Here is a 23,382-nt window from a genome sequence, read left to right as displayed (position 1 = left end):
GATCGCCTCGAGGGCACCGACGAAGAACACGGTGCGTGGTGACGCCGCGCGGCGACGCGGTGGCGATATCCGGACGCCGGATGACAGGCTGGATGCCATGCCCGAGCTCGACGAGTTCTCCTTCCTCCCCGCCCAGGCCGCCGCCCTCGGCGCCCCCGTCCCGACCGTCTCGCGCGTCGATCTCTCGCTCGCGGACGGCCGCCGACTCAGCGGGCTGCGGTGGGGCGACGCTCCCCCGGCGGTGACGCTGTTGCACGGCGCGGGGCTCAACGCGCACACGTGGGACACGACCCTGCTGCACCTCGGGCTCCCGGCGCTCGCGCTCGATCTGCCGGGTCACGGCGACTCGTCCTGGCGCGACGACGCCGCCTACGTCGCGCGCGTCCTCGCCCCCGACGTGGTGAGCGCCCTCCAGACGTGGGCCGCGGGCCCGCAGGTGCTGGTCGGCCACTCGCTCGGCGGTCTCACGGCGGCGGCCGTCGCGGCATCCCGTCCCGACCTGGTGTCACGACTGGTCGTGGTCGACATCACGCCCGGCGTCGACCCGAGTGCCGGGCCGGCCCAGATCCGCGCGTTCTTCGCGGGGCCGACCGACTGGGCGACGCGCGACGAGTTGGTGGAGCGGGCCCTGTCGTTCGGGCTCGGGGGCTCCCCCGAGGCCGCCGCGCGCGGCGTCTTCCTCAACTCGCGCGTGCGCGAGGACGGACGCGTCGAGTGGAAGCACCACTTCGCGCACCTCGCCGCCGCCGCCGCGAACGCGGCCCAGGACGACACGGCCGCGCACCCAGCCGCCGACCCCACCCCTCCGGATGCCGTCCGCGCGGTGCTCGCGAGCACGGGCTGGGACGACCTGGCACAGGTCGAGGCACCGGTGACCCTCGTCCGCGGCGAGCGCGGTTTCGTCACGGCGGCGGATGCCGACGAACTGCGCCGTCGGGTGCTTGGAGCAGACGTCCGCACCCTCTCGACCGGCCACAATGCGCAGGAGGAGGACCCCGCCGCCCTCGCCGCCCTCGTCCGCGAGGTGGTCACCGACACCGCACTCTGAGGCATTCCTACCGACGCGCCGGCACGCGATGTCATACGACGTCGCGCACCGTCACACGCGGCGGTGAGGGAATGCGGGTGAAAGTAGGCTGTTGGCACTCCTGCACGGCATCCACAGCACTCGGATGCCCTCGGCCTGCGAAAGGACACCCCGCAATGCTGCGCCGCACCGCCCTCGCCACGAGCACGCTCCTGATCGGAGCCCTCATGCTCACTTCGTGCACCGGGCCCACCGCCTCGCCCGGACCCACGGGCGACCCCGACCCGAACGCCACCCTCACCGTGCGCCTGTCTCTCGAGCCGTCGAATCTCGACATCCGCCACACCAGCGGCGCTTCGTTGGAGCAGGCGCTCATCGACAACGTCTATCAGGGCCTCGTCACCCGCGACGGCGACCAGGACAACGCGATCGTGCCCGCCCTCGCCACGGCGTGGGAGGTCTCGCCCGACGGGCTCACCTACACCTTCACCCTGCGCGAGGGCGTGACCTTCCACGACGGCAGCGCGCTCACCGCCGACGACGTCGTGACCTCGCTGCAGACCGCCAAGGACGACGCGACCATCCAGAACAGCGCCGACCTCGCCGGCGTCGCCTCCATCGCCTCCCCGGATGCGACGACCGTCGTCGTCACGCTCGCGCAGCCGAACATCGACTTCCTGTTCGCCCTCACCGGTCGCGCCGGGCTCGTCTTCAAGAACGGCGACACGACGAACTTCCAGACGTCGGCCAACGGCACGGGTCCGTTCCGCGTGGAGAGCTGGAACACCGGCCAGAGCCTGACGCTCGCCCGGTACGACGAGTACTGGGGCGAGAAGGCCGGTGTCGCCGAGGTGGTCCTCGACTACATCCCCGACCAGAGCGCCGCCACGAACGCCGCCGTCAGCGGAGACATCGACGTGGCCTTGGAGATCGACCCCGAGCTGCAGAGCCAGATCGAGGGCACCGGGGACTTCACGATCGAATCGGGCCTGACCACCGATAAGGGCACCCTCGCCTTCAACAACGCGAAGGCACCGCTGAGCGACCAGCGCGTGCGCGAAGCGCTGCGGCTCGCGATCGACCACAGCGCCCTCGCCGAGACCCTCATCACCGCGCAGCCGCTGAACGGTCCGATCCCCCCGCTCGACCCGGGATACGAAGACCTCACCGGCAGCATCTCGTACAACCCCGACCGCGCGCGCGAACTGCTCGCCGAGGCCGGCGCCGAGAACCTCGACCTGACGTTGACCATCCCCAACGTCTACCCCGGCACGCTCGCGACGTTCCTCGTGTCGTCGTTCGCCGACGTGGGCGTGACGCTGAAGGTCGACCAGGTGGACTTCTCCACCTGGCTGACCGACGTCTACACCAATCACGACTACGACCTGAGCTTCGTGCGCCACGTCGAGGCGCGCGACTTCGGCAACTGGGCCAACCCCTCGTATTACTTCGGCTACGACAACCCCGAGGTGCAGAGCCTGTACGCCCAGGCGCTCGCGACCACCGACGAGCAGCAGTCCTCCGACCTGCTCGCCGAGGCCGCCCGCATCGTGGACGACGAGGATGCCGCCGACTGGCTGTTCCTCTCGACCCCGCGCACCGCGATCGCGAACGACGTCGCGGGCTTCCCGAAGAACTCGCTCAACGTGCGTCTGCCGCTCGCGGGCGTGACGGTCGCGGCGGAGTGATCCGCTACACGCTGACACGGCTGGGCCTGCTCGTGCTGGGCCTGGCCGTGGCCAGCGTGCTGATCTTCCTCTCGCTCCGGGTGCTCCCAGGCGATGTCGCGCAGTTGGTCGGGGGGACGCAGGCGAGCCCGGAGCAGGTCGCCGCCCTCCGGGAGAGCCTCGGCCTGAACGCGCCGCTCTGGCAGCAGTACGCCGACTGGATCGGCGGCCTGTTCCGCGGCGACCTCGGCATCTCTCTGCTGACGGGGACGTCGGTGGCTTCCGAGCTGCTCGACAAGGCGCAGGTGACCGTACCGCTCGCGGCGATGTCACTCACGGTGGCGCTGGTCGTCGGCATCCCGTTCGGGGTCCTGTCGGCGCTCGGCCGTCGGCGTGCCGGGGGGACGGCGCTCAGCGTGGGCGCCCAGGCGCTCGCCGCGGTCCCGGTCGTCTGGGCCGGCATGATGCTCGTCGTCGTTTTCGCGGTGTGGCTCGGGTGGCTGCCGCCGCAGGGCTTCCCACGCGCCGGGTGGAACGATCCGGCAGCCGCGGTACGCGCCCTCGTCCTGCCCGCACTCACCATCGGCGTCGTCGAGGGGGCGATGCTGCTGCGCTTCGTGCGGAGCGCCACTCTCCAGGCCCTCGGTCAGGACTACGTGCGCACGGCCGCCGCGAAGGGGCTCACCCGCACGCGCGCGCTGCTCAGTCATGGCCTGCCGAACGTCGGACTGTCGGTCATCACGGTGCTGGGCCTGCAGATCGCGGGCATCATCGTGGGAGCCGTGGTCATCGAGCAGCTGTTCACCCTGCCCGGGGTGGGCCGCATGCTCGTCTCCGACGTCGCGGCGCGCGACCTGCCGAAGGTGCAGGGCGAACTGCTCGCCCTGACCGGGGTGGTGCTGATCATCGGCTTCGTGGTCGATCTCGTGCACCGCCTGATCGACCCCCGACAGCGGGAGGTCGCGTGAGCACCCTGAGACGTCTCCTCGCCATCGGCACCGGCCGTTTCGGCATCCTGGTCGTGGGCCTTGTCGTGCTGACCGCCCTCGTCTCCCTCGTGTGGACGCCGTTCGACCCGGGGGCCGTCGACGTGCGGAACCGGTGGGCGGACCCCTCGTGGTCGCACGTCCTCGGCACCGACAACAGCGGACGCGACATCGCCAGCCTCCTGATGGCCGGGGCGCGCACGACGGTCGTCGTGGCGATCGGCGCGGGGATCGTGGCATCCGTCCTCGGCATCGCGCTCGCCGCGCTCGGGGCGCTCACCACTCGATGGATCCGCGAGAGCGTCGCGGTGCTGGTCGACATCCTCGTGGCGTTCCCGGTGCTGATCATCGCGATGATGATCTCCGCGGTGTGGGGCGGGTCGCTCGCGGTGGTGATCTGGTCGGTGGGCATCGGGTTCGGCGTCAACGTCGCCCGCGTGACGCGCCCCGAACTGCGGCGTGTGCTGCACAGCGACTTCGTGCTCGCGGGGCGGGCCGGCGGCCTGTCGACGTGGCAGAACCTCACCCGGCATCTGCTGCCGAACGTGGCGCCGGTGTTCATCGTGCAGCTGTCGTGGGGCATGGCGGTCGCCGTGCTCGCGGAGGCGGGCCTGTCGTACCTCGGTTTCGGCGCTCCGGTCACGCAGCCCTCCTGGGGCGTGCTGCTCAGCGACCTGCAGGCATACATCGCCGTGCACCCCCTGACGGTCGTATGGCCGGGATTGGCGATCACCCTCACCGTGCTTGGACTCAATTTGCTCGGCGACGCGCTGCGCGAAGCCGCCGACCCGACCCTCGCCGAGCGCGCCCCCTCCGCGCGCACGCCGGTACCGGGAGTGGTCGCGTGAGCCTCGCGGTGCACGACCTGCGCATCGAGATCGGTGGCCGTCCCGTCGTGGACGGCGTGACGTTCGACGTGCCCGACGGCGCCCGCGTCGGCCTCATCGGCGAATCCGGTTCCGGCAAATCGCTGACGGCCCTCGCGATCCTGGGGCTGCTTCCCGACGGCGCCCGTGCCACCGGCAGCGTGCGGTGGAACGACCGCGAGATCCTGAACCTCCCCGACGCCCAGCTCGCAGCGCTGCGCGGCGACGACATCGGCATCGTGTTCCAGGAGCCCCGCACCGCGCTGAACCCGATCCGCACGGTCGGTCGTCAGATCGGCGAGTCGGTGCGCATCCACGAGGGCGTCTCGCGCCGGGAGGCCCTCCGTCGGGCGGTCGCCGAGGCCGAACGGGTCGCCCTGCCCGATCCGGACCGGATCGTCGCCCGCTACCCGCACCAGCTCTCGGGCGGCCAGCGCCAGCGCGTCGCGATCGCGATGGCGCTCGCCTGCCGGCCGCGCCTGCTCATCGCCGACGAGCCGACGACCGCCCTTGACGTGACGATCCAGGCCGGCATCCTGTCGCTGCTGCGAACGCTGGTGCAGGATGCCGGCATGTCGCTCGTGTTCATCACGCACGATCTCGCGGTGCTGGCCCAGGTCGCCACCCACGCCGTCGTGCTCGAGCACGGGCGCGTGGTCGAGCAGGGTGCCGTCGACGAGCTGCTGCGCGCGCCGTCGTCGCCGGTCACGCAGGCTTTGCTGCGCGACGCGACGGCGACGCTCTGGCATCCGGAACGATCCGTGCCGCGCACGCCGGCGTCGCCGGTCCCGGATGCGGAGACCCCGGCCGCGCCGGCGGACGGCACCGACTCCGGAACCGGCCCCGGCCGCGGCTCCGGCTTTGGCCGCGGCTCCAGCTCCGGTCCCGGCCCCGGCACCGATTCCGGCTCCGGCTCCGGCTCCGGCTTGGGGACGGTGGGGGCGCCGTGAGCGAGACGCTGATCCGCGCGCGGGGGCTCTCCCGCGACTACCTCACGCCGCGCACCCGGGGCTTCGGCCGCGCCGAGCGCACCGCCGGACTCGTCGACGTCGACCTGTCGGTCACGGCCGGATCCGCGGTGGGGATCATCGGCGAGTCGGGCTCGGGCAAGTCGACGCTCGTCCGCCTGCTCCTCGGCCTCGACGTGCCCAGCGCCGGGAGCGTCGAGGTGGAGGGCCGCGCCGTCGACGCCCGCGGTTCCGCGCGATCGCTGCACTGGCTGCGACGGGCGACGGGCATCGTCTTCCAGGACCCGTACGCCTCCCTCGACCCGCGCATGAGCGTGGAGCGCATCGTCGGCGAACCGCTGTGGGCGCTCGGGATCGACGGCGACCGTCGTGCGCGCGTGCGCGAGGTGCTCGAGCAGGTCGGGCTCGACGCCGAGATGGCGACGCGCTTCCCCCACGAGTTCTCGGGGGGTCAGCGACAGCGCATCGCCCTCGCGCGCGCGATCGTGCATCGCCCGCGCATCCTCGTGGGCGACGAGCCGCTCTCGGCCCTCGACGTCACCGTACGCGCGCAGATCCTGCGCCTGATCGCGCGCCTGCGCGCCGAGGAGCAGCTCACGCTCGTGCTCGTCTCGCACGACATCGGCGTGGTGCAGAGCGTCTGCGACCAGGTGATCGTGATGAAGGACGGCCGCATCGTCGAGCAGGGGCCCACCGAGAAGGTGCTGCTGCAGCCGCAGGCGGCCTATACCCGACGATTGCTCGCGTCGATCCCGACGCTGCCCGCCTGAGGCCCCGCCCCGGACTCCCGTCCGAGGCTCCTCCCCTGCCCGTCTCGAGTGGGAATCCGCCCCCAGGTCGCCCACAAGGGATGCCGCGATGTCGGAGGTCGGCGTTAGCCTCGCCCCATGACCCCCGGTATCGTCCCCCCGTTCCTGCTCGACCGTCTCGCGCAGACCGACGACCCCCGCCTCGCGCGGGCGGCCGCCGCGGCGCGGAAGACCCTGGCCCTGCCGCGCCCACCGCGGCCCACGCGCACGCGCCTGCGCCTCTCGATCGAAGGCGACGCCCTGATCGCCGAAACCGGACCGGCCCCCGATCGCATCGTCTCCGACGCCGCCAACACCGAGAATCTGCCGGGGCGTCGCGTGCGCAGCGAAGACGACGCCCCCACGGGCGACAGCGCCGTCGACGAGGCCTACGACGGACTGGGCGAGACCTACGACTTCTTCTGGGACGCCTTCGCCCGCGACGGCATCGACGCGTCGGGCGGGTCGCTCCTGGCCACGGTGCACTACGGCGACGACTACGACAACGCGTTCTGGAACGGCGAACGGATGGTGTTCGGCGACGGCGACGGCGACGTGTTCGTCGGTTTCACGCGTTCGCTCAGCGTCATCGCCCATGAACTCGGGCACGGCGTCACCGAGGCCGCGGGCGGGCTCGAGTACCAGGGGCAGTCGGGAGCCCTCAACGAGTCGCTGTCCGACGTGTTCGGCGCTCTCGCGGAACAGCATCACCTCGGCCAGCGGGCAGACGAAGCCTCATGGCTGATCGGCGAGGGCATCTTCGCCGCCGCCGTCCAGGGCGACGCTTTGCGGTCGATGAAGGCACCGGGCACCGCCTACGACGACGACGTGCTCGGGAAAGACCCGCAGCCCGGGCACATGCGCGACTACGTCGAGACGGAAGACGACAACGGCGGCGTGCACATCAACTCCGGCATCCCCAACCGGGCCTTCTTCCTCGCGGCGACCGCGCTGGGCGGTTTCGCGTGGGAACGCGCGGGCCTCATCTGGTACCGCACCCTCACCGGCGGTCTGCTCTCACCGACGGCCGACTTCCTCGCCTTCGCGTCGGCGACTCTGCGTACCGCCGCCACGGAGTACGGTGAGGATTCCGAGGAGGTCGCCGCCGTCCGCGCCGCATGGGCCGGCGTCGGCGTCGTGAAGGATGCCGCAGCCTGACACCGACACCGTCGATGACGACGGGCGTCTCATCGTCGTCGTGGTGCGCTCTGGCGGTATCGCGGGCCTGTCGAAGCAGTGGCGCGCCGAAGCCGCGCCCGAACGCGAACCGCACTGGCGGGAGCTCGTCGAAAGCTGCCCGTGGGACGCCGCACCGGCGCCCCCGACAGGAGCCGACAGATATCAATGGCGGATCGAGGTGCACCGGGGCGACACCGCCGTGCATCGCGCCCGCCTCGGCGACGGCCAGATCGACGGGCCGTGGCGCGCGCTCGTCGACGAAGTGCGTCGCGTCGCAGCGGAGCAGCCGTCGGCGCGCTGACCGCGCAGCGCCGCGACCGGTTCGCGGCACCGTTCAGCCGAACAGTTTCCGCCGCTTCTTCTTCGACGGGATGCTCTTCTGCAGGTAGACCACGCCGAGCCAGCGCCCGAACTTGAAGCCCACGCGTCCCATCCGGCCCACCTCGGTGAACCCGAGCTTCTCGTGCAGGGCGATCGAGGCGTCGGCGCCCTTGTCGCTGATGGCGGCGACCATCTCGCGGATGCCGAGGTCCTGACACGCGCCGATGAGCGCCTCCAGCAGCGCCCGGCCGAGACCCTTGCCCGCCGCCGCCTGCCCCAGGTAGATCGAGTTCTCGACCGTATACCGGTAGGCCGACTTCGACTGCCAGGGCTGAACGAGCGCGTAGCCGAGGATCTGGCCGCTGGGCGACTGGGCGACGAGGAAGGGGAGACCGAGCTTGTGCAGGGTGGCGAACTTGTCGCGCCACTTGGCGATCGACCAGGCCTTCTCGTCGAAGGTCACCACGGAATTGCGCACGTAGTAGTTGTATATCTCGCGGATGTCGGGGATGTCGGCCTCCGTGGCCGGGCGGATCTCGAACGAGAACGGCCGCTCGGGTTCGGGCGCGCGCCGCAGATGAGCGGGCAGCCGCCGACGGCTCTTCTCGTACTCCTCTTCCAGCACCCCGCCACTCTACGGGCGCGTCGGTTTCCGGCGTGTGTCCGCCGTCCGCGCCGACGGCGCGCCGTCCTCAGGCCGGGATCCGCCAGTCCACGGCATTCGCCCCCTGCTGCTCCAGCAGGGCGTTGACCTGCGAGAACGGACGCGAGCCGAAGAAGCCGCGGCTCGCCGACAACGGCGAGGGGTGCGGCGACGACACGGTCGCCGTCGAGCCGAGCAGGGGCGCCAGGTTCATGGCATCCCTTCCCCAGAGCACGGCGACCAGCGGCCGATCGCGCGCGACGAGCACCCGGATGGCGTGCTCGGTCACCCGCTCCCATCCCCAGCCGCGGTGGGATGCCGGTTGCCCCGGGGCCACGGTCAGCACCCTGTTGAGCAGCATGACGCCCTGCGCCGACCAGGCCGACAGGTCGCCGTGCGGCGCGGGGGCGATACCGAGGTCGTCGTGCAGTTCGCGGTAGATGTTGGCGAGGCTCCGCGGGAGCGGCCGCACGTGCGGGTCGACCGCGAACGACAGGCCGATCGGGTGCCCGGGGGTCGGGTAGGGGTCCTGCCCCACGATGAGGACGCGAACCGCCTCGAGCGGAGTGCGGAAGGCCCGCAGCACGAGATCTCCGGCCGGGAGATAGGGCGCTCCCTCGGCGCGCAGGCGCTCGCCCAGCGCCGCGATGTCATCGGCGACCGGGGCGAGGGGCTGCACCCACGAAGCGTCGATCAGCCCGGCATCCGCCAGTCCGGCCAGCGACTTCGCCGTCACGCGGCGTCTTCTTCGTGCACCGACCCCTGGTGCGACCACGGGAAGTCGATCCAGAGCGAGGTGTCCTTCCAGGCGTAGTCGGGCTGCACCACGGTGGTCGGCTTGGTGTAGATCACGGCCGAGCGCGCCTCGGCTCCGTGACGATCGAGCAGCTTGATGGCCAGATCGAGGGTGCGGCCGCTGTCGGCGACGTCATCGACGAGCAGCACGCGACGTCCCGTCAGATACGACAGGTCCAGGGCCGGGGGCAGCACCTCGGGGGCATCGAGCACCGTGCCGACACCGGTGTAGAACTCGACGTTCAGCGCACCGCAGTTCTTCACGCCCAGACCGTAGGCGATCGCCCCGCCGGGCAGCAGACCTCCGCGCGCGATGGCCACGACCACCTCGGGGTGGAATCCGTCGGCGACGATCGCGCGGGAGATATCCCTCGTCGCGACCCCGAAGTCGTCCCAGCTCAACCGTTCGCGTTCGTCAGCCACTCGCGGGCCCCTCTCATCGTCTCCCCCACCCTAGAGCGCAGGGGATACCGCTCCCGCCGACGACGCAGGCGTGGGCGCCCCTACGGGCGTGAGCCCACGGGGAGCAGCATCGCCGCGGTTCCGGGGATGTCGACGAAGCCGATGCTCGCCCAGTGGGCCCGACGGGCGGCCAGATCGGCGGGATCGACCACCGGCCCGCCGGCCGAAGGCGGGAACGCCCCCGCGAGCAGGATGGCGATCGTGTCGCCGTCGAAGACGCGCGCGACACCGCGCACGAGCGCGTGACTCACGAGCGATCCGACGGCGGCGTCGTCGACGTCGACGGAGGAGATCACGCACAGGCTGTCGGTGAACAGCGACGACTCGTCGATCATCGAGATCAGCTCGCGATCCGCGAACGCGGATCCGATCGACGACAGGTCGGGCACGGCCTCCCGCAGCTGTTCGGCCCACGACGGGTCGGCGTAATGGACGCGGTGGAGCGTCGCGGCCGTCAGGACACGCGCGCCCGGGTCCGTCTCATCTCCAGAGCGGATGACCGCGTGCCAGACCTCCGGCTCGACCCGTCGCGCGTCGACCCGGACGGTGAGGTGGAGCGCCGTCGCTCCGATATCGGCGTCATCGTGCATGGGCCCCCCAGGGGTCGTCGCGCGTCATCCGGTCGCCGCCCCTCGTCAATCGATCCATCTTCTTCGTTCATCACGCCGCATCTCGCCGGGAAGTCTCGCGGAATTATCCGCATCGTCGGCCGCGCCACTCGGCCCGTTCCCGGCGTCGCCGCGTTTCCTCTCTTTTTCGAGTCGATTCGCGCCCCCCGCGCTCCGCCGACTCGGCAACGCGCCGTCCCGCATTCCTTTACCGCGAATGGTCTCGCGGCGCGCCCACCAAGGCTTACATTAGAAAGTACTCATCTCATTCTTAGGGTATTGACAGCCCTTTCGGAACGCCCCTTCCCCCCTAGAGGAGCACGACCACGTGAGCAGCACTTACATCGAGACCGGCGGTCAGGTCCGGGTCTACGATTCCGCCGTGAAGGCTCACGACCGCCTTCCCCTGGGCACCTATCGCGTGCGTTTCAGCAGCAAAGAGGGTTTCAGCCTCGTGCGCACGGCGGATCTCGCGGTCGGTGCGGAGAAGGTCTACGGACAACGCGAGGCGAAGGTCGACAAGATCTTCCGCACCTATGCCCGACTCGACCGCAACCTGGGCGTGATGCTCTCGGGCAACAAGGGGCAGGGCAAGTCGATGTTCCTGCGCATGGTGGCGGAACGGGCGATCGCGCAGGGGCTCCCCGTGGTGCTCGTGACCGAGGACGCCGACGGCATCGTGGACTTCCTCGACACCCTCGACGAATGCCTCGTCATCTTCGACGAGTTCGAGAAGGTCTTCGCATCCGGTCGTGGCCACCTCGCGGAGCCGAACCGCCAGAACCAGTTCCTCACGCTCTTCGACGGCATGTCGTCGGTCCGACGCATCTACTGCGTGACGGTCAACGACGTGCAGGACGTCAGCCATTACATCGTCAATCGGCCGGGCCGCTTCCACTACCACATGCGGTTCGACTACCCGGGCCCGGACGAAGTGCGGGAGTACCTCGCCGACCAGGCGCCGCACGCCGCGGCGTCGGAGGTCGAGAACGCTGCGCTGTTCTCGCGCCGGGTGAACCTCACGTACGATCACCTGCGCGCGATCGCCTTCGAGATGAACCACCCCGAGGCGAAGTTCTCGGAGATCGTGGAGGACCTCAACATCAAGGCGATCGAACCGAGCACCTACCGCGTCGAGGCGAAGTACCTCGACGGGACCGTCCTGGCCGACGAGTCGGTGCTCAACCTGCACGAGCGCAGCGACGTACAGCGCACGATCGAACTGCGCGGCACGCAGCGCGCGCTGTTCTTCTCCTTCGCCCCGCGGGACGTCGTGTTCGAGGACGACGGGAGCATCTCGATCCCCGTCCACACGATCGACGCGATGGACGAGGACGAGGAACTGCCCGACGAGCTGCCCGCGCGCATTACGCTCACCCTCGTCGGCCAGACCAGCTACTCGTTCGATCGATGACCACGACAGGCAGCCCTCGCGGGCTCCGGGCTATCCGTCCTCGCGGGAGCGGGCCGGGACGGTCACCTTCTTGTTGACCTCGCGGGTCGCGGAGAACTTCAGCACCGCGTAATCGTCGACCTGACCGCGCGCGTGGGCGTCGGCGCGGATGTTCAGGACGACGTTGTGCCCCTTGTGCGGTTGGGCGTAGAACTTGCCGAACCCGGTCAGGGTGACGCGGTTGCCCGCGTTGACCAGCTCGAGGATCTCCTCGAAGATCGCGTCGTAGGCGAGCTGGGTCGTCCGCAGGGACAGACCCGCGCGCTTGGATACTCGCTGGACGAACTCGCGCTTGCTCACCTTGGGCTCTTCGGACCTCGTGACAGGCATATCTCACCATCCATTGCTCTTGCTCGTGAACGAGCGTATGTGTCGATCTCGTGATCGGCCTCGGGGTTGCCAATCACGGACGACGGGTGGACCGTGCTGCGACGCGGACTCGGATCCTTCGGGTGAAGACGCCGGCGGTACGCGTCGTCGCCCGCCGACGCGGCCGTCTCCGCGAACGGGACGGTCGGTCCGGCGGCGCGTGCGCGACGCCGAGCTCGCCGCCGTCGCCCCCTCGGAGTGAGGTCGCCTCCAGCGGGCTGACTCCGCCCCGCGCCCCTTCGGGAGGGCGCACACCGCGTTCGGGTCGCGGTGCTGGGTCGGTTTCTGCTCGTTTTCGTGATGATCCTAGCGCCTGACGGCGCCGCGCGGGGGATTGTTTCCGTTCGGGTTCCCTCCGCGGCGCGAGGGGCTCACGAAGAGTCGGCGATCAGGCCGCACCGAGCTGCGCGCGCAACGGATACGACGTGTCCTCGAAGATGATCTGCGTCGCGGCTCCCGTGCGCTCGTTGACGAGGATGGGCGCGCGCAGGTTCACGAACACCCCCTCCTCCGAGGGATTGGCCACCACGAGCATGCGGACGGCATCCTCATCGGCGCCGATCTCGGCACGCATCCCGGCGGTGATGCGCGGGTGGTAGTCCGCGACCACCGTCGAGGGGTCGACGAGGAACACCCGCACCTCGTCACCCGTCGAGCGCAGCGCGTACAGCCCCTCGGCCCCCTCGATGCGCACGAGACGGAAGGCGGTGAACGGGCCGAGCCCCGGGAGGGATGCCGCGAACTCGACGTCGAGGTCGGTGACCTCCGCGGGGGTTCCGGCGGCGGTCTTCGTGGCGGTCGTCGTCGCGGTGGTCATCGCAGGAACTCCAGGAGGTTGGTCTGCAGGCTCTTGGCCGTCACCTGCAGGGCGGATTGGTAGACGAGCTCGGCGGACTGCAGCGCGATGTAGACCTCGAGGGTGTCGACGTTCTCGACCTCGGCGCGGCGCGCCTCGAGGTCGACACTGACGCTGGTGTTCGCGGCGGACGCCCTCTCGATCTGGGCCTGGCGGGCGCCGGCGACACCCCGGGCCGTCGCGAGGTCCTTCAGGTGCGCGTCGATCGTCGCGAGTCGCGGGCCGACCTCCGCCCCCGCGCGCAGATCCGACGCGATTCCGCGGAGCGCCGCGAAGACGCTGTCGGCACCCTCTCCGAAGACCTGCGCGCCGTCGAGGTCCACGCGCACCTTCTCGCCGTCGGAGACGCGCCGCTCGACCCCCGCGCCACCGGCACCGGAGAACGCGAACGTCGTCGCATCGAAGGCCGAACCGCTGTCGTCCGTCCCCGCGAAGACCGTGCGTCCGAGCACCGTCGTGTTCGCCTGCGCCAACAGCTCGGTGCTCAGGCTGTCGAGCTCGGCGGCGATCGACTCCCGGGCCGACGCGCTCAACGCCCCGGAGTTGGCGCCCTGCGCGGTGAGGTCGCGCGCACGGTTGAGCAGATCGATGCTCGCCCCCAGCGCCGTGTCGGCGGTGGTGACCCAGGCGAGGCCGTCGCTGATGTTGCGGGCGTACTGCGACACCCGCGCCTGCTCGCCGTGCACCCCGAGGATCGCGGCCGCGGCCGCCGGATCGTCGCTGGAGGTGCGGATGGCGCGTTGCGAGGTCGCCTGGTCCTGCAACCGCGCCCGATCGGCGAGGCCGGCCTGCAGGGTGCGCAGCGCCTGCTGATTGACGGTGCTGCTGGTGATGCGTCCGATCATGGCCACTCCGGAAGTCAGCGGCCGACGAGGCCGACGCGGTTGATGAGCAGGTCGAGGGCTTCGTCCACCGCGGTCAGCACGCGGGCCGCGGCCTGGTAGGCGGTCTGGTACTTGAGGAGGTTGATCGTCTCCTCGTCGCCGTCGACCGACGCCTGCGACTGCTGCCCGCTGATCGCCGCGATGGCGCTGCGATCCGCCGTGTCGGCGCGCTGCACGTCTCCCCCGACCGCGACGCCGAAGCCGGTCACGAAGCTCGACCACGTCGCCGACGGACCGGTCGCGGAGGTCCCGAGCACGGAGATGCGGTCGGCGATCGAGGTGTCCAGCGCCCCCGCTCCGGGGGCCGCGAGAGCGAGCTGAGCGAGACCCGTCGGGACGACCCGCAGTCCGCGCGCGGCCGGGCCCGTGGCATCCAGGGAGAAGAAATCCCCGCCGCCGGCGCCCGTCGCGGTCTGCCCGGATCGGTGGATGCCGTTGACGGCGGTGGCGAGCGCGGTCGCCACCGCGTTGTAGGCGTCGGCCACGGCGGCCAGGGTGCCGCCCTCGGATGCCGGCGCGAGCACGCTCAGCGCACCTCCGACCGACCCGCCGGTCACGGCGACCGGGACGTCGGGGCGGTCGGTCCACGAGACGGTCATGCGCGTCGGATCGGTCATCTCGCGCGGTCCCGTCACGGTCAGGGCGCGGCTGGAGTCGCCCGCGACCAGCGCGTTGCCGTCGAGGCGGAGCGTCATCGTGCCGTCGTCTTCGAGGCGCCCGGTGGCGCCGACGACGGTGGACAGCTGCTGGGCGAGCACGTTGCGCTGGTCGATGAGCTCGTTGGCGGAGCGCCCGGACTGCAGAGCCGTGCGGATCTGCCCGTTCAGGGTCGCGACCTGGGCCGCGGTGACGTTGACGTCGGCGATCTGCCGGTCGACCTGGGCGCGCAGGTCGGTCCACTGCCCCACCACGGTGTCGTAGCCCGACGCGATCTGCGCGGCGAGCACTGAGGCGTTCGTCAGGACCACCTGGGCCGCCGCGGGCTCGGGCGTGTTCGCCAGGTCGGACCATCCCGCCCAAAAACGGTTGAGGTTCGCGGCCAGCCCGTCTTTCGTCGGCTCGGCGAGCACGGCCTCTGCGGCGCCCGCCGCCGCGGCGCGTGTCGCCCAGAATCCGGATGCCGACAGCGCGTCGCGCACGCGTGCATCCAGCACCTCGTCGCCGAGCCGCGCGATCCCCGTCACCGCGACCCCGCCACCGACGCTCAGGCCCGACCCCCACGCGGTGAGGGTGCCGGGAGCCGCCACCGACGTCTGATCGATGCGCTGACGGGTGTACCCGGTCGTGGTCTCGTTGGCGATGTTCTGCCCGGTCACGTTCATGCCGGCGCGCGCGGCGGCGAGGCCGGAGGCGGCCACCTGGAGTCCCGCGAAGGTCGACATGCGCTCAGACCTGCACGTCGAGGAGACGGGATCCGCGACCGCCGACGAGCGAGCCGCTCGCGGCGTACTCCCCGGTGGGCTCCCCCAGTCCGGCGATGGTCTCCTGCGTCACGCGCAGAGCCGTGCGCAGATGCTGGTTGACGGTGTTCCTCTTCTGGGCGATCTCCTCGGCCAGGCCGGTCATCACCGCGTGGTGGGAGCCCATGACCTCGCGCCAGGCGTCGGTCGGCGCGATCTCGACGAGCTCGCGCAGCGTGGTGGCCTCCGGAGCGCCCCACTCCGTCGCGACGTCGACGAACATCGTGTCGCGCAGCATCGCCCCGGATGCGAGAGCTTTCGCGACCCGCTCGACCTCAGTCGTGGCGTGCTGGACCCAGCGCGTGCGCCCGGTCGTCACGAGCATCTCGAGCTCCTCGAGCTTGAACAGCATCAGCTCGAGCAGTTCGCGCTGACGCAGCAGCTGCATGCTCAGGTCGGTGGCGGCCACGGGGTCTCCTCGTTCGGGTCGAGTCGTCGTGACAGGTGCACCCGTCACGACAGCCACTATCGCGACGATGCCGTGCGCCAGTAACCGGCGGCGCATCCGACCCGCACCGCGTCGGAGCCGCCGACCGGTGATCTACTCGGCCGGCGTCGACGTGCGCAGCGCCGTCAGCAGAGCGGTCTGCGCGTCGTCGGATCGGGCCGCCGTCAGGGCGTCGTGGTTCTCGGAACCGACCGCGACCACGATCTCGCTGCGGTGGATGCGGGTGTCCCGGGGAGCGTCGATGCCGATGCGGACGCCGGTCGCCGTCACCCCCAGCACGGTGACGGTCACGTCGTCGCCGATCATGATGCTCTCGTTGGGTCGTCGTGTGAGTACGAGCACGTCGGAATGACCGCCTTCCCTGGCTTCTGCGCGGAGCGCCGTCCTGCCGACGAATATACCTTTTCCACTCGATGACGAGCGGATTCAGCGCATCACGCGGAGCCGATTGCGACCTGCTCGAGCCGCACGACGCCCACGACGTCGGTCGCGAACCCGCCGATGGCGGCTTCGTCGTACGACAGGATCGGCATCCCCGCGACCTGCCCCGACACCAGGGCACGTACTCCCTGGCGCAGCGACGGCGCGCACACCAGGATCGGTTCGGCGCCCACGGGATCGAGCTCGCCGACGGTGCGGCGGACGCCCTCGAGAAGCTGCATCGTCGCCTCGGCGCTCAACACGATCTGCGGGCGCCCCTCCACCTGGCGGAGCCCCTCGAGCATCTGCTGCTCGAGCACCGGGTCGAACATGACGACCCGCAGGCGACCGTCGCGGGCGAATCGCGCCGCGATCGCCGGGCCGAGGGCACTGCGCGCGGCCTCGACGAGGGAGGGGATCTCCGTCGAGGACTTCGCACGGAGCGCGAGCGCCTCGTAGATGCGCCCGAGGTCGTTGATCGACACCCGCTCGGCCAGGAGGCTGGCCAGCACCCGCTGCACCACGGCCAGGGGAAGGAGGGTCGGGGTGAGCTCGTCGACGGCCGCGGGATTGGACTGCTTCAGGTGCTCGGTGAGCTGGCGCACGTCCTCGAGCGAGAGCAGCCGGTGCGCGTGCGCGTGCACGATGTCGGAGAGGTGGGTGATGATGACGCTCGAGCGGTCGATGACCGTTGCGCCGGCGAGGTCGGCCGCGTGCGACATCTCGGTGCGCACCCACTTGCCCTCGAGGCCGAACACCGGATCGACGACCGTCGTGCCCGCAAGGCCCTCCAGCCCCGTCCCGAGCGCCAGGACGTGCCCGCGCGGCACGATCCCCCGTCCCGCTTCGACGCCCGCGACGAGGATGGCGTAGGTCTCCGCCGGCAGCTCGACCTTGTCGCGCGTGCGGACCGGCGGCATGAGGGCCCCGAGATCGAGGGCGACCTTGCGTCGCAGCGCCTTCACCCGGGTGAGCAGGTCGCCCTGTCCTCCCGCGGCCAGGTCGACGATGTCGGGCGAGAGCGAGATCTCCAGCGCGTGGACGCGCATCGTGTCCATGAGGTCGTCCGGCCGCTCCGCCGCGGCCTCGACCGCGAGCTGCGCCTGCGCGTCGGCCTCGTCGGCCGCGGCGCGATCCGCGTTCGCCTTGACCCGCGACGCCGCGAAGAGCAGCACGGCGCCGATCGCGAGGAAGGCCAGGAACGGCATCCCCGGGATCAGCCCCATGCCCAGCGCCGCCAGGGCCGTGATGATGAGCGCATTGCGCGACTGGAGCAGCTGGCGCCCGGCGGCGCGACCGAGCTCGGCCTCGGCGTTCTCGCGCGTGACGATCATGCCCGTCGACACGGCCATCAGAAGCGCCGGGACCTGCGTCACGAGCCCGTCGCCGATCGTCAGCAGGCTGTAGGTCTCGAGCGCCTTGTCGATGCTCATGCCGTGCATGGTCATGCCGATGACGATGCCGCCGGCGAAGTTGATGACGAGGATGACGATGCCGGCGATCGCGTCGCCCTTGACGAACTTGCTCGCCCCGTCCATCGCACCGTAGAAGTCGGACTCCGCGGCGACCTCCGCGCGCCGACGGCGGGCCTCCTCGTCGGTGATGAGGCCCGCGTTCAGGTCGGCGTCGATCGCCATCTGCTTGCCCGGCATGGCATCCAGGGTGAAGCGCGCCCCGACCTCCGCGACGCGCTCCGCACCCTTCGTGACGACGACGAACTGTATGACGGCCAGGATGAGGAAGATCACCGCGCCGATGACCAGGGATCCGCTGATGGTGATCTGACCGAAGGCCGCGATGACCTGGCCGGCGTGCGCCTCGCTGAGGATCAACCGCGTGGATGCCACGTTCAGACCGAGACGGAAGAGGGTCGCCACCAGCAGCAGGCTCGGGAAGACGGAGAAGTCGAGCGGTTTCTTGATGAACATCGCCGTGAGCAGGATCAGCAGCGCGAATGCGATGTTCGACACGATGAGCACGTCCAGCAGCGGCGCCGGGATCGGCACGATCAGCAGCAGGATGATCCCCACGACGCCGAGGGGGACGGCGCCCTTCGACAGCACTCCACCGATCATGATCTCCGCTTCCTCCTGGTGTTCCGGTGTCGGCGCGGCGCCGTCACAGGTCGCGCCCGACGAGGGCCGCGGGGGGCATCGTGTGCGTCCCCGCGCGCGAGCCCCTCTTGTTCAGCTGCTGGACGAACGCGAGCACCTGCGCGACCGCGGTGTAGAGGTGCTCGGGGATCTCGTGCCCGACCTCCACCGCCGCGTGCAGGGCGCGCGCGAGCGCGACGTCGCGCACCATCGGCACCTTCTCGCTCTCCGCGCGTTCGCGGATCTTCTGCGCGATGACCCCGGCGCCCTTCGCGACCACCCGCGGAGCGGATCTGCCCGGCTCGTAGCGCAGCGCCACGGCGATGTGCGTCGGGTTCAGCAGCACGACGTCGCTGTCGGCGACGGCCGCGATCATGCGGTTGCGACTCACCGCCATCTGGCGCGCTCGACGCTGCGACTTGATGAGCGGGTCGCCCTCGCTCTTCTTGTGCTCGTCGCGCGCCTCCTGCTTGGTCATGCGCGTGTGCTGGCGGTTGCGCTTCATCACCACGAAGACGTCTATCGCCGCGAGCAGCAGGCCCACCGCCACCGCCACCTGCAGCAGGGTCGCCACTCCCCCGCCGGCGAGCTCCAGGAGCCAGCCGACGGTGTGGCGCCCGCTTCCCATCAGCACCGGGACGAGTCCGGCGACGACGATCCACAGGGCGGCGCCGATGGCGGCCGTCTTCAGCAGCGCCTTCGCACCCTCCCACAGCGCCGCCTTGCCGACGATGCGCTTCAGCCCCGCCACGACGTCGAACTGCTCGACGCGCGTCGGGATGCCGCGGAGGTGGATGCCGCCCTGCGCGATCGCCGTGGCGGTCGTGGCGACCAGCACGACGACGAGCAGCGGAGCGAGCACCTCGCCGACCGTGCCGACGGCGGCGCCGATCGCCTCGACCGCCCGCGCGGGATCGGGGTCACGCGCCACGGCCGCGAGGGCCGCCAGGGGTGCGGACACGGCCCGGGACGCGGCATCCACCGTGGACGGGATCATCACGCCCGCGGCGCCGATGCACACCCACGCCGTGAAGTCCTGGCTGCGGCCGATGTGCCCCTTGCGGATGGCTTTGCGCAGGCGCTCGGGCGTCGCCTTCTCGGTGCGTTCCCCGCTGTCGGTCCCGCTCATCGCGTCACCCCGATCAGCACCTGCGCGGCCTCGCCGGCGAGGGAGGAGACGATGGCGGGCAGGGCGGTGAAGACGAACCCCACCAGCAGCAGGGTCAACGCGATCTTGATCGGGAACCCGAGGGCGAAGGCGTTCAGGGCCGGCGCGACGCGCGAGACCAGCCCCAGTCCGACGTCGGCGAGGAACAGCACGATGAGCAGGGGCCCGGCGATCTGCACGGCGCTCACGAGCATCTGACCGACCGCGTCGGTGAGCACCTCGGCGGGCCGTCCGAGATCGATCGTCCCCGTGACGGAGACGGCGTCGAACGAGCGGAAGAGACCGCCGAGCACGAGCTGGTATCCGTTGGAGGCGAACAGGAGCAGGATCGCGGTCATCTGGAACAGACGGGTGAACTGGGCGCCGTTGACGTTCATCCCGGGGTCGTAGGCCTGGGCGAGCTGGAAGCCGCCGAAGGTGTCGACGAGAAAACCCGCGCTCTGGACCGCGCTGAAGAGCACCAGAACGAGGAAGCCGAGAAGGCTCCCCACGAGCACCTGGCCGGCGAGCGCGAGCAGGAACCCGCCGGTGTCGAGGCGCTGGTACCCGGCGACGACGACGGGCGAGACGGCCAGGCCGAGGCCGACGCCGAGCATCGCGCGGACGCGGAGCGGGATCGCCCCATGGCTGAAGGGTGGCGCGATGACCAGGAACGCCGTGATGCGCACGATCGCCAGGGCCGTGGCCTCGAGCCAGACGAAGTCCAGGGGGATGTTCATCCTCCGCCGTTCAGCAGCGACGGGATCCGCGCGAACAGTTCGTTCGTGAACGCGATGCTCTCGGCGATCATCCAGTTGCCGCACACCAGCAGCGCGATGCCCACGGCGATCAGCTTGGGCACGAACGACATCGTCATCTCCTGCACCTGCGTGATCGACTGCAGCAGCGAGATCGCGAAGCCGACCACCAGCGCGGTGATGAGCAGCGGCGCGCTCAGCTTGGCCGCGAGCATCAGGGCGCTCAGGCCGATGTCCATGACCGCCTCGGGCTTCATCCGGCGCCCCGATACGACTGCACCAGCGAGGTGATGACCAGCCCCCACCCGTCGACGAGGAGGAACAGCAGGATCTTGAAGGGCAGCGAGATCATGACCGGCGGGAGCATCATCATGCCCATCGACATCAGGGCGCTCGAGACGACGAGATCGATGATGAGGAACGGGATGAAGACGATGAAGCCGATCACGAACGCCGCCCGCAGCTCGCTCAGCATGAAGGCCGGGATGAGCGTGTACAGCGGGATGCTGTCGGGCGCGGTCGGATTGTCCATCTGCGCCGCGCGGTGCATCAGGGCGATGTCCTCCTCGCGCGTGAAGTGCAGCATCCACGTGCGCAGCGGCTGCTGGGCCGCGTCGAAGGCCTGACCGAAGTCGATCTGCCCCGAGGTGAAGGGCGTGACGGCCACCTGATTGATGTCGGCGAGCACCGGCCACATGATGAACAGCGTCAGGAAGAGGCTGAGTCCCGCGAGCACCTGGTTCGGTGGGATGGACGGCAGCGACAGCGCGTTGCGGGTGAGCGCGAGCACGACGAAGATCTTCGTGAAGCTCGTCATCATCAGCAGCAGCGCCGGGGCGACGCTGAGCACCGTGATGCCGAGCAGGGTGGTGATGCTGTCGGACGGGGATCCGTTGATCCCGTTGATGCTGATGCCGCCCGAATCCCCCGTCGACGCGGACGCGGCCCGGGCCGTGGCCAGATCGAGAACGCCGGCGAGCACGAGCGCCCCGACGGTCCCGACCGCCCGCTGCGCGAGACGTCGACGCCGCGGCGGGTCGACGCGCGCCGCGACGGCACGGGAGACGGATGCGGGCACGACGGCACTTTCGCGAGGGTGTCGAGGCCGATCCGTAGCCAGGGGTGCGAGCGATCCGTGCTCGCGACCCACTATCGCGACGGTGGCGGCGGGCGTAACCGACGACGCCGCCCCGGTCACGCCGCGGTGCTCGCCCCGGCATCCTCTCCGCGGGTCGCGCCCGCCTCGGCGAGCGAGATGACGTTCTCGGACGCGTCGCCCTCGGCCGCCGGGACCTCCTGGGTGTCGACGACGTCGATGCCCTTCTCGCTCACGCCCAGGACGTACCGGATGCCGCCGAACTCGGCGACGACGAGCTGGGCCTTGGCGCCGAGGGTGGTCCGGGCGACGAGCGTGATCTTCTCCGTCTGGGAGCGCGGGGCCGCCCCGACGCGCGCGCCGGCGAGCTCCCGCAGACGCCCCAGACGGCGCGGCACGAGCGCCGCGAAGGGGCTGCCGCCGGCCGCCTGGCCCTTCTGCAGCCGTCGGCCGAGGAACAGCAGCAGTCCGATGACGGCCGCGAGCGAGACGATCGTGCGCAGCGCCAGGAGCAGTTCGTCGCCGCTCATGCGCTCTCCGCCTGGTCGATGATGCGCTCGACGCGCACGGCGTAGTCGCCGTCGGCCACCACGACGGTGCCGTGGCCGATCAGGCGTCCGTTGAGGGTGATGTCGGCCGGCGAGCCGGCGGCACGGTCGAGTTCGACGACCCGGCCGGGTTCGAGCGAGAGGACGTCTCGCACCGCCATGCGCGTGCGGCCGATCTCGACGACGAGCTCCATCTCGACCCCGGCGATGCGGCTGATGCGCGTGGGGGCCGCCGGCGCGGACGCCGCGGCGTCGTCGATGCGGACGGCCGCGCGCGCGACGACCGAGCCGTCCTCGCGCACGAGATCGAACACCTGGGCGCCGGCGACCGTGAACACCCCCGCCGCGTCGACCTCCTCGCCGTCGCCGAGCGTGCCGGCCCCCAGCACGGCGACGGCCGCTTCGAAGACCGGATGCAGACGGTCGGCGAGGGCGCTCCCGACGGATCCGTCGTCGAGGGTTGCGACGTCGGCGATCTGGATGGCGACGGTGGCTCCGGGGGCCCCGGTGAAGGCGACCGCCACGGCGCGGCCCGTGGCACCCGGGTCGGTGGAGGGGGCGGGGAGCACCGGGAACGCGAAGGGGAGCTTCGCCGCGATCGCGGCGGCCATGGCGGCGGCGTGGAAGGTGCTCATCGGGTCTTCTCCTCGTGGATGGTGGTGATGGTGCAGGCGAGGCGCGAGCCCTGCGCGCCCGGCACCGCGCGGGCGATCGGGGTGCCGCCCACGACGAGTTCGAACGGCTTCGTCTCGGGATGGGCGAAGCGCAGCAGGTCGCCGGGGGCGAGGTCGAGCACCTCGCCGGCGCCGATCACGCGCGGCGTGACGCGCAGCGACACCTCGAGGGGCGTGTCGTTCACCTGGTCGCGCATCGCCCCCTCGCGGTGGGCCGTCGCGGCGTGTCGGTCGCTCTCGGCGAGCTGGTCCACGACGATCGCGGCCGGGAGCATCACCGTCGCCGTGCTGCGCGCCTCGCCCGCGCTCATCGCGAAGCGCGCCACGATGACGGCCTCGCCCGGCGAGATGACCTGCATGTACTGCGGGTTCTCGTGCAGGCCCGAGAAGGTGACGGCGCCCGGCAGCAGCGGGCCCAGGCACGCGCTGAGCAGCTCGAAGGTGCCGTCCATGAGCTGCAGGATGAGCGCCGTCTCGATCGGCGTGAGCGTGCGCGCCTCGATGTCCGCCGCGGGCTTGCCGCCCAGCATCTGCACGACCCACATCAGCGCGCTGTCGAGACCGAACTGCACGACGCAGGGCTCCTCGCGGTCGGCGGTGGAGCCGGCCACCATCGCCGTGGTGGTCGGGAGGGTGTCGGCGTACTCCTGGTACGACACCAGTTCGAGCCCCGCGGGGACGAGGTGGGTGCGCAGGCGCACCTTGGCCGTCAGCTGGGAGGCCCACTGACGCGCGAAGGTCTCGAACGCGGCCTCGAGCTGGCGCGTGTGCTCGCGACCCAGCTGCGCCGGGCGGCTGAAATCGTACGCGGGATAGCGACGGAGGGGGTCGTCGCGAACGGCCGCTGTCGTCATGGCGTGTCCTCC

The 23,382-nt window shown here is 70.9% G+C and carries 26 protein-coding genes and 1 pseudogene; 9 read left to right on the top strand and 18 right to left on the bottom strand.

The genetic code is table 11. The features are described from left to right. Positions 1-97 precede the first annotated feature (97 nt). From B0B15_RS07025 to B0B15_RS06990, 8 genes and pseudogenes are all read left to right on the top strand, one after another. Complete coding sequence (locus tag B0B15_RS07025) at positions 98-1,048, top strand: alpha/beta fold hydrolase (protein WP_076674521.1); 951 nt, start codon at positions 98-100, stop codon at positions 1,046-1,048. A 155-nt stretch (positions 1,049-1,203) separates the two neighbouring features. After that, positions 1,204-2,715, top strand: a complete 1,512-nt coding sequence (locus tag B0B15_RS07020; protein WP_076674519.1) for an ABC transporter substrate-binding protein — start codon at positions 1,204-1,206, stop codon at positions 2,713-2,715. Next, positions 2,712-3,662 (top strand): ABC transporter permease, encoded by a 951-nt coding sequence (locus B0B15_RS07015; protein WP_076674517.1) that lies wholly within the window; start codon positions 2,712-2,714, stop codon positions 3,660-3,662. Before B0B15_RS07020 ends, B0B15_RS07015 begins: the two co-directional genes overlap by 4 nt. Beyond that, a complete protein-coding gene (locus B0B15_RS07010) occupies positions 3,659-4,528 on the top strand; it encodes an ABC transporter permease (protein ID WP_076674515.1) in 870 nt (289 codons plus the stop codon). The genes B0B15_RS07015 and B0B15_RS07010 overlap by 4 nt, the downstream gene beginning before the upstream one ends. Continuing rightward, a pseudogene (locus tag B0B15_RS07005) lies at positions 4,525-5,298 on the top strand (ATP-binding cassette domain-containing protein); the annotation flags it as partial. The gene B0B15_RS07010 and the pseudogene B0B15_RS07005, both read left to right, overlap by 4 nt. A 194-nt stretch (positions 5,299-5,492) precedes the next feature. Continuing rightward, positions 5,493-6,284 carry an ABC transporter ATP-binding protein gene (locus tag B0B15_RS07000; protein WP_076674513.1) on the top strand — a complete coding sequence of 264 codons (792 nt, stop codon included), beginning with the start codon at positions 5,493-5,495 and terminating at the stop codon, positions 6,282-6,284. Positions 6,285-6,401: 117 nt separating this feature from the next. Beyond that, entirely contained in the window at positions 6,402-7,460 is a 1,059-nt protein-coding gene (locus B0B15_RS06995; RefSeq protein ID WP_076674511.1) for a M4 family metallopeptidase, read from the top strand. Further along, positions 7,447-7,782 carry a protealysin inhibitor emfourin gene (locus tag B0B15_RS06990; protein ID WP_076674509.1) on the top strand — a complete coding sequence of 112 codons (336 nt, stop codon included), beginning with the start codon at positions 7,447-7,449 and terminating at the stop codon, positions 7,780-7,782. The genes B0B15_RS06995 and B0B15_RS06990 overlap by 14 nt, the downstream gene beginning before the upstream one ends. A 33-nt stretch (positions 7,783-7,815) precedes the next feature. Here the strand turns inward: B0B15_RS06990 and B0B15_RS06985 are convergent, their stop codons facing one another. From B0B15_RS06985 to B0B15_RS06970, 4 genes are all read right to left on the bottom strand, one after another. Continuing rightward, positions 7,816-8,427: a GNAT family N-acetyltransferase gene (locus B0B15_RS06985; protein WP_076674507.1), complete on the bottom strand. Its 612-nt coding sequence runs from the start codon at positions 8,425-8,427 to the stop codon at positions 7,816-7,818. A 67-nt stretch (positions 8,428-8,494) separates the two neighbouring features. Next, entirely contained in the window at positions 8,495-9,181 is a 687-nt protein-coding gene (locus B0B15_RS06980) for a uracil-DNA glycosylase (RefSeq protein WP_076674505.1), read from the bottom strand. Next, positions 9,178-9,663, bottom strand: a complete 486-nt coding sequence (locus B0B15_RS06975; protein ID WP_076674503.1) for a phosphoribosyltransferase — start codon at positions 9,661-9,663, stop codon at positions 9,178-9,180. The genes B0B15_RS06980 and B0B15_RS06975 overlap by 4 nt, the downstream gene beginning before the upstream one ends. A gap of 80 nt (positions 9,664-9,743) precedes the next feature. Next, on the bottom strand, positions 9,744-10,292 hold the full coding sequence (locus tag B0B15_RS06970; RefSeq protein ID WP_076674500.1) for a hypothetical protein: 549 nt from the start codon (positions 10,290-10,292) through the stop codon (positions 9,744-9,746). A gap of 346 nt (positions 10,293-10,638) precedes the next feature. On the opposite strand from B0B15_RS06970, the gene B0B15_RS06965 reads away from it, so the two are divergent. Further along, positions 10,639-11,724, top strand: coding sequence for an AAA family ATPase (locus B0B15_RS06965; protein ID WP_076674498.1), 1,086 nt, complete (start codon positions 10,639-10,641; stop codon positions 11,722-11,724). 30 nt (positions 11,725-11,754) lie between these two features. Here the strand turns inward: B0B15_RS06965 and B0B15_RS06960 are convergent, their stop codons facing one another. The 14 genes from B0B15_RS06960 to B0B15_RS06895 form a co-directional block, all read right to left on the bottom strand. Further along, a complete protein-coding gene (locus B0B15_RS06960; protein WP_176776581.1) occupies positions 11,755-12,063 on the bottom strand; it encodes an HU family DNA-binding protein in 309 nt (102 codons plus the stop codon). Between the two features lie 457 nt (positions 12,064-12,520). Beyond that, a complete protein-coding gene (locus B0B15_RS06955) occupies positions 12,521-12,949 on the bottom strand; it encodes a flagellar assembly protein FliW (RefSeq protein ID WP_076674493.1) in 429 nt (142 codons plus the stop codon). After that, complete coding sequence (gene flgL / locus B0B15_RS06950; protein WP_076674490.1) at positions 12,946-13,833, bottom strand: flagellar hook-associated protein FlgL; 888 nt, start codon at positions 13,831-13,833, stop codon at positions 12,946-12,948. Before flgL ends, B0B15_RS06955 begins: the two co-directional genes overlap by 4 nt. Positions 13,834-13,847: 14 nt before the next feature. Next, a complete protein-coding gene (gene flgK / locus B0B15_RS06945) occupies positions 13,848-15,254 on the bottom strand; it encodes a flagellar hook-associated protein FlgK (RefSeq protein ID WP_076674488.1) in 1,407 nt (468 codons plus the stop codon). A 4-nt stretch (positions 15,255-15,258) separates the two neighbouring features. Then, a complete protein-coding gene (gene flgN, locus B0B15_RS06940; RefSeq protein WP_076674485.1) occupies positions 15,259-15,741 on the bottom strand; it encodes a flagellar export chaperone FlgN in 483 nt (160 codons plus the stop codon). A 132-nt stretch (positions 15,742-15,873) separates the two neighbouring features. Further along, the gene (gene csrA, locus B0B15_RS06935; RefSeq protein WP_076674483.1) at positions 15,874-16,122 is read right to left on the bottom strand and encodes a carbon storage regulator CsrA; all 249 of its coding nucleotides are present in this window, start codon (positions 16,120-16,122) and stop codon (positions 15,874-15,876) included. A gap of 92 nt (positions 16,123-16,214) precedes the next feature. Then, on the bottom strand, positions 16,215-18,275 hold the full coding sequence (locus tag B0B15_RS06930; protein ID WP_076674480.1) for a flagellar biosynthesis protein FlhA: 2,061 nt from the start codon (positions 18,273-18,275) through the stop codon (positions 16,215-16,217). A 43-nt stretch (positions 18,276-18,318) separates the two neighbouring features. Beyond that, a complete protein-coding gene (locus tag B0B15_RS06925; RefSeq protein ID WP_076674477.1) occupies positions 18,319-19,422 on the bottom strand; it encodes an EscU/YscU/HrcU family type III secretion system export apparatus switch protein in 1,104 nt (367 codons plus the stop codon). After that, positions 19,419-20,180 (bottom strand): flagellar biosynthetic protein FliR, encoded by a 762-nt coding sequence (locus tag B0B15_RS06920; protein ID WP_076674475.1) that lies wholly within the window; start codon positions 20,178-20,180, stop codon positions 19,419-19,421. Before B0B15_RS06920 ends, B0B15_RS06925 begins: the two co-directional genes overlap by 4 nt. After that, positions 20,177-20,455: a flagellar biosynthesis protein FliQ gene (gene fliQ, locus B0B15_RS06915; RefSeq protein ID WP_076674472.1), complete on the bottom strand. Its 279-nt coding sequence runs from the start codon at positions 20,453-20,455 to the stop codon at positions 20,177-20,179. Before fliQ ends, B0B15_RS06920 begins: the two co-directional genes overlap by 4 nt. Continuing rightward, positions 20,452-21,276: a flagellar type III secretion system pore protein FliP gene (fliP, locus tag B0B15_RS06910; RefSeq protein ID WP_076674470.1), complete on the bottom strand. Its 825-nt coding sequence runs from the start codon at positions 21,274-21,276 to the stop codon at positions 20,452-20,454. Before fliP ends, fliQ begins: the two co-directional genes overlap by 4 nt. A 116-nt stretch (positions 21,277-21,392) precedes the next feature. After that, entirely contained in the window at positions 21,393-21,824 is a 432-nt protein-coding gene (locus tag B0B15_RS06905; RefSeq protein ID WP_076674467.1) for a flagellar biosynthetic protein FliO, read from the bottom strand. Continuing rightward, entirely contained in the window at positions 21,821-22,477 is a 657-nt protein-coding gene (locus B0B15_RS06900; protein ID WP_076674465.1) for a FliM/FliN family flagellar motor switch protein, read from the bottom strand. The genes B0B15_RS06905 and B0B15_RS06900 overlap by 4 nt, the downstream gene beginning before the upstream one ends. Beyond that, on the bottom strand, positions 22,474-23,370 hold the full coding sequence (locus tag B0B15_RS06895) for a flagellar motor switch protein FliM (protein WP_076674463.1): 897 nt from the start codon (positions 23,368-23,370) through the stop codon (positions 22,474-22,476). The genes B0B15_RS06900 and B0B15_RS06895 overlap by 4 nt, the downstream gene beginning before the upstream one ends. Between the last annotated feature and the right edge of the window lie 12 nt (positions 23,371-23,382).

Source organism: Microbacterium sp. RU1D (assembly GCF_900156435.1).
Taxonomy (GTDB): domain Bacteria; phylum Actinomycetota; class Actinomycetes; order Actinomycetales; family Microbacteriaceae; genus Microbacterium.
The sequence above is the reverse complement of the archived record's forward strand: the minus strand, read 5'-3'. Positions and strand labels throughout refer to the sequence as shown.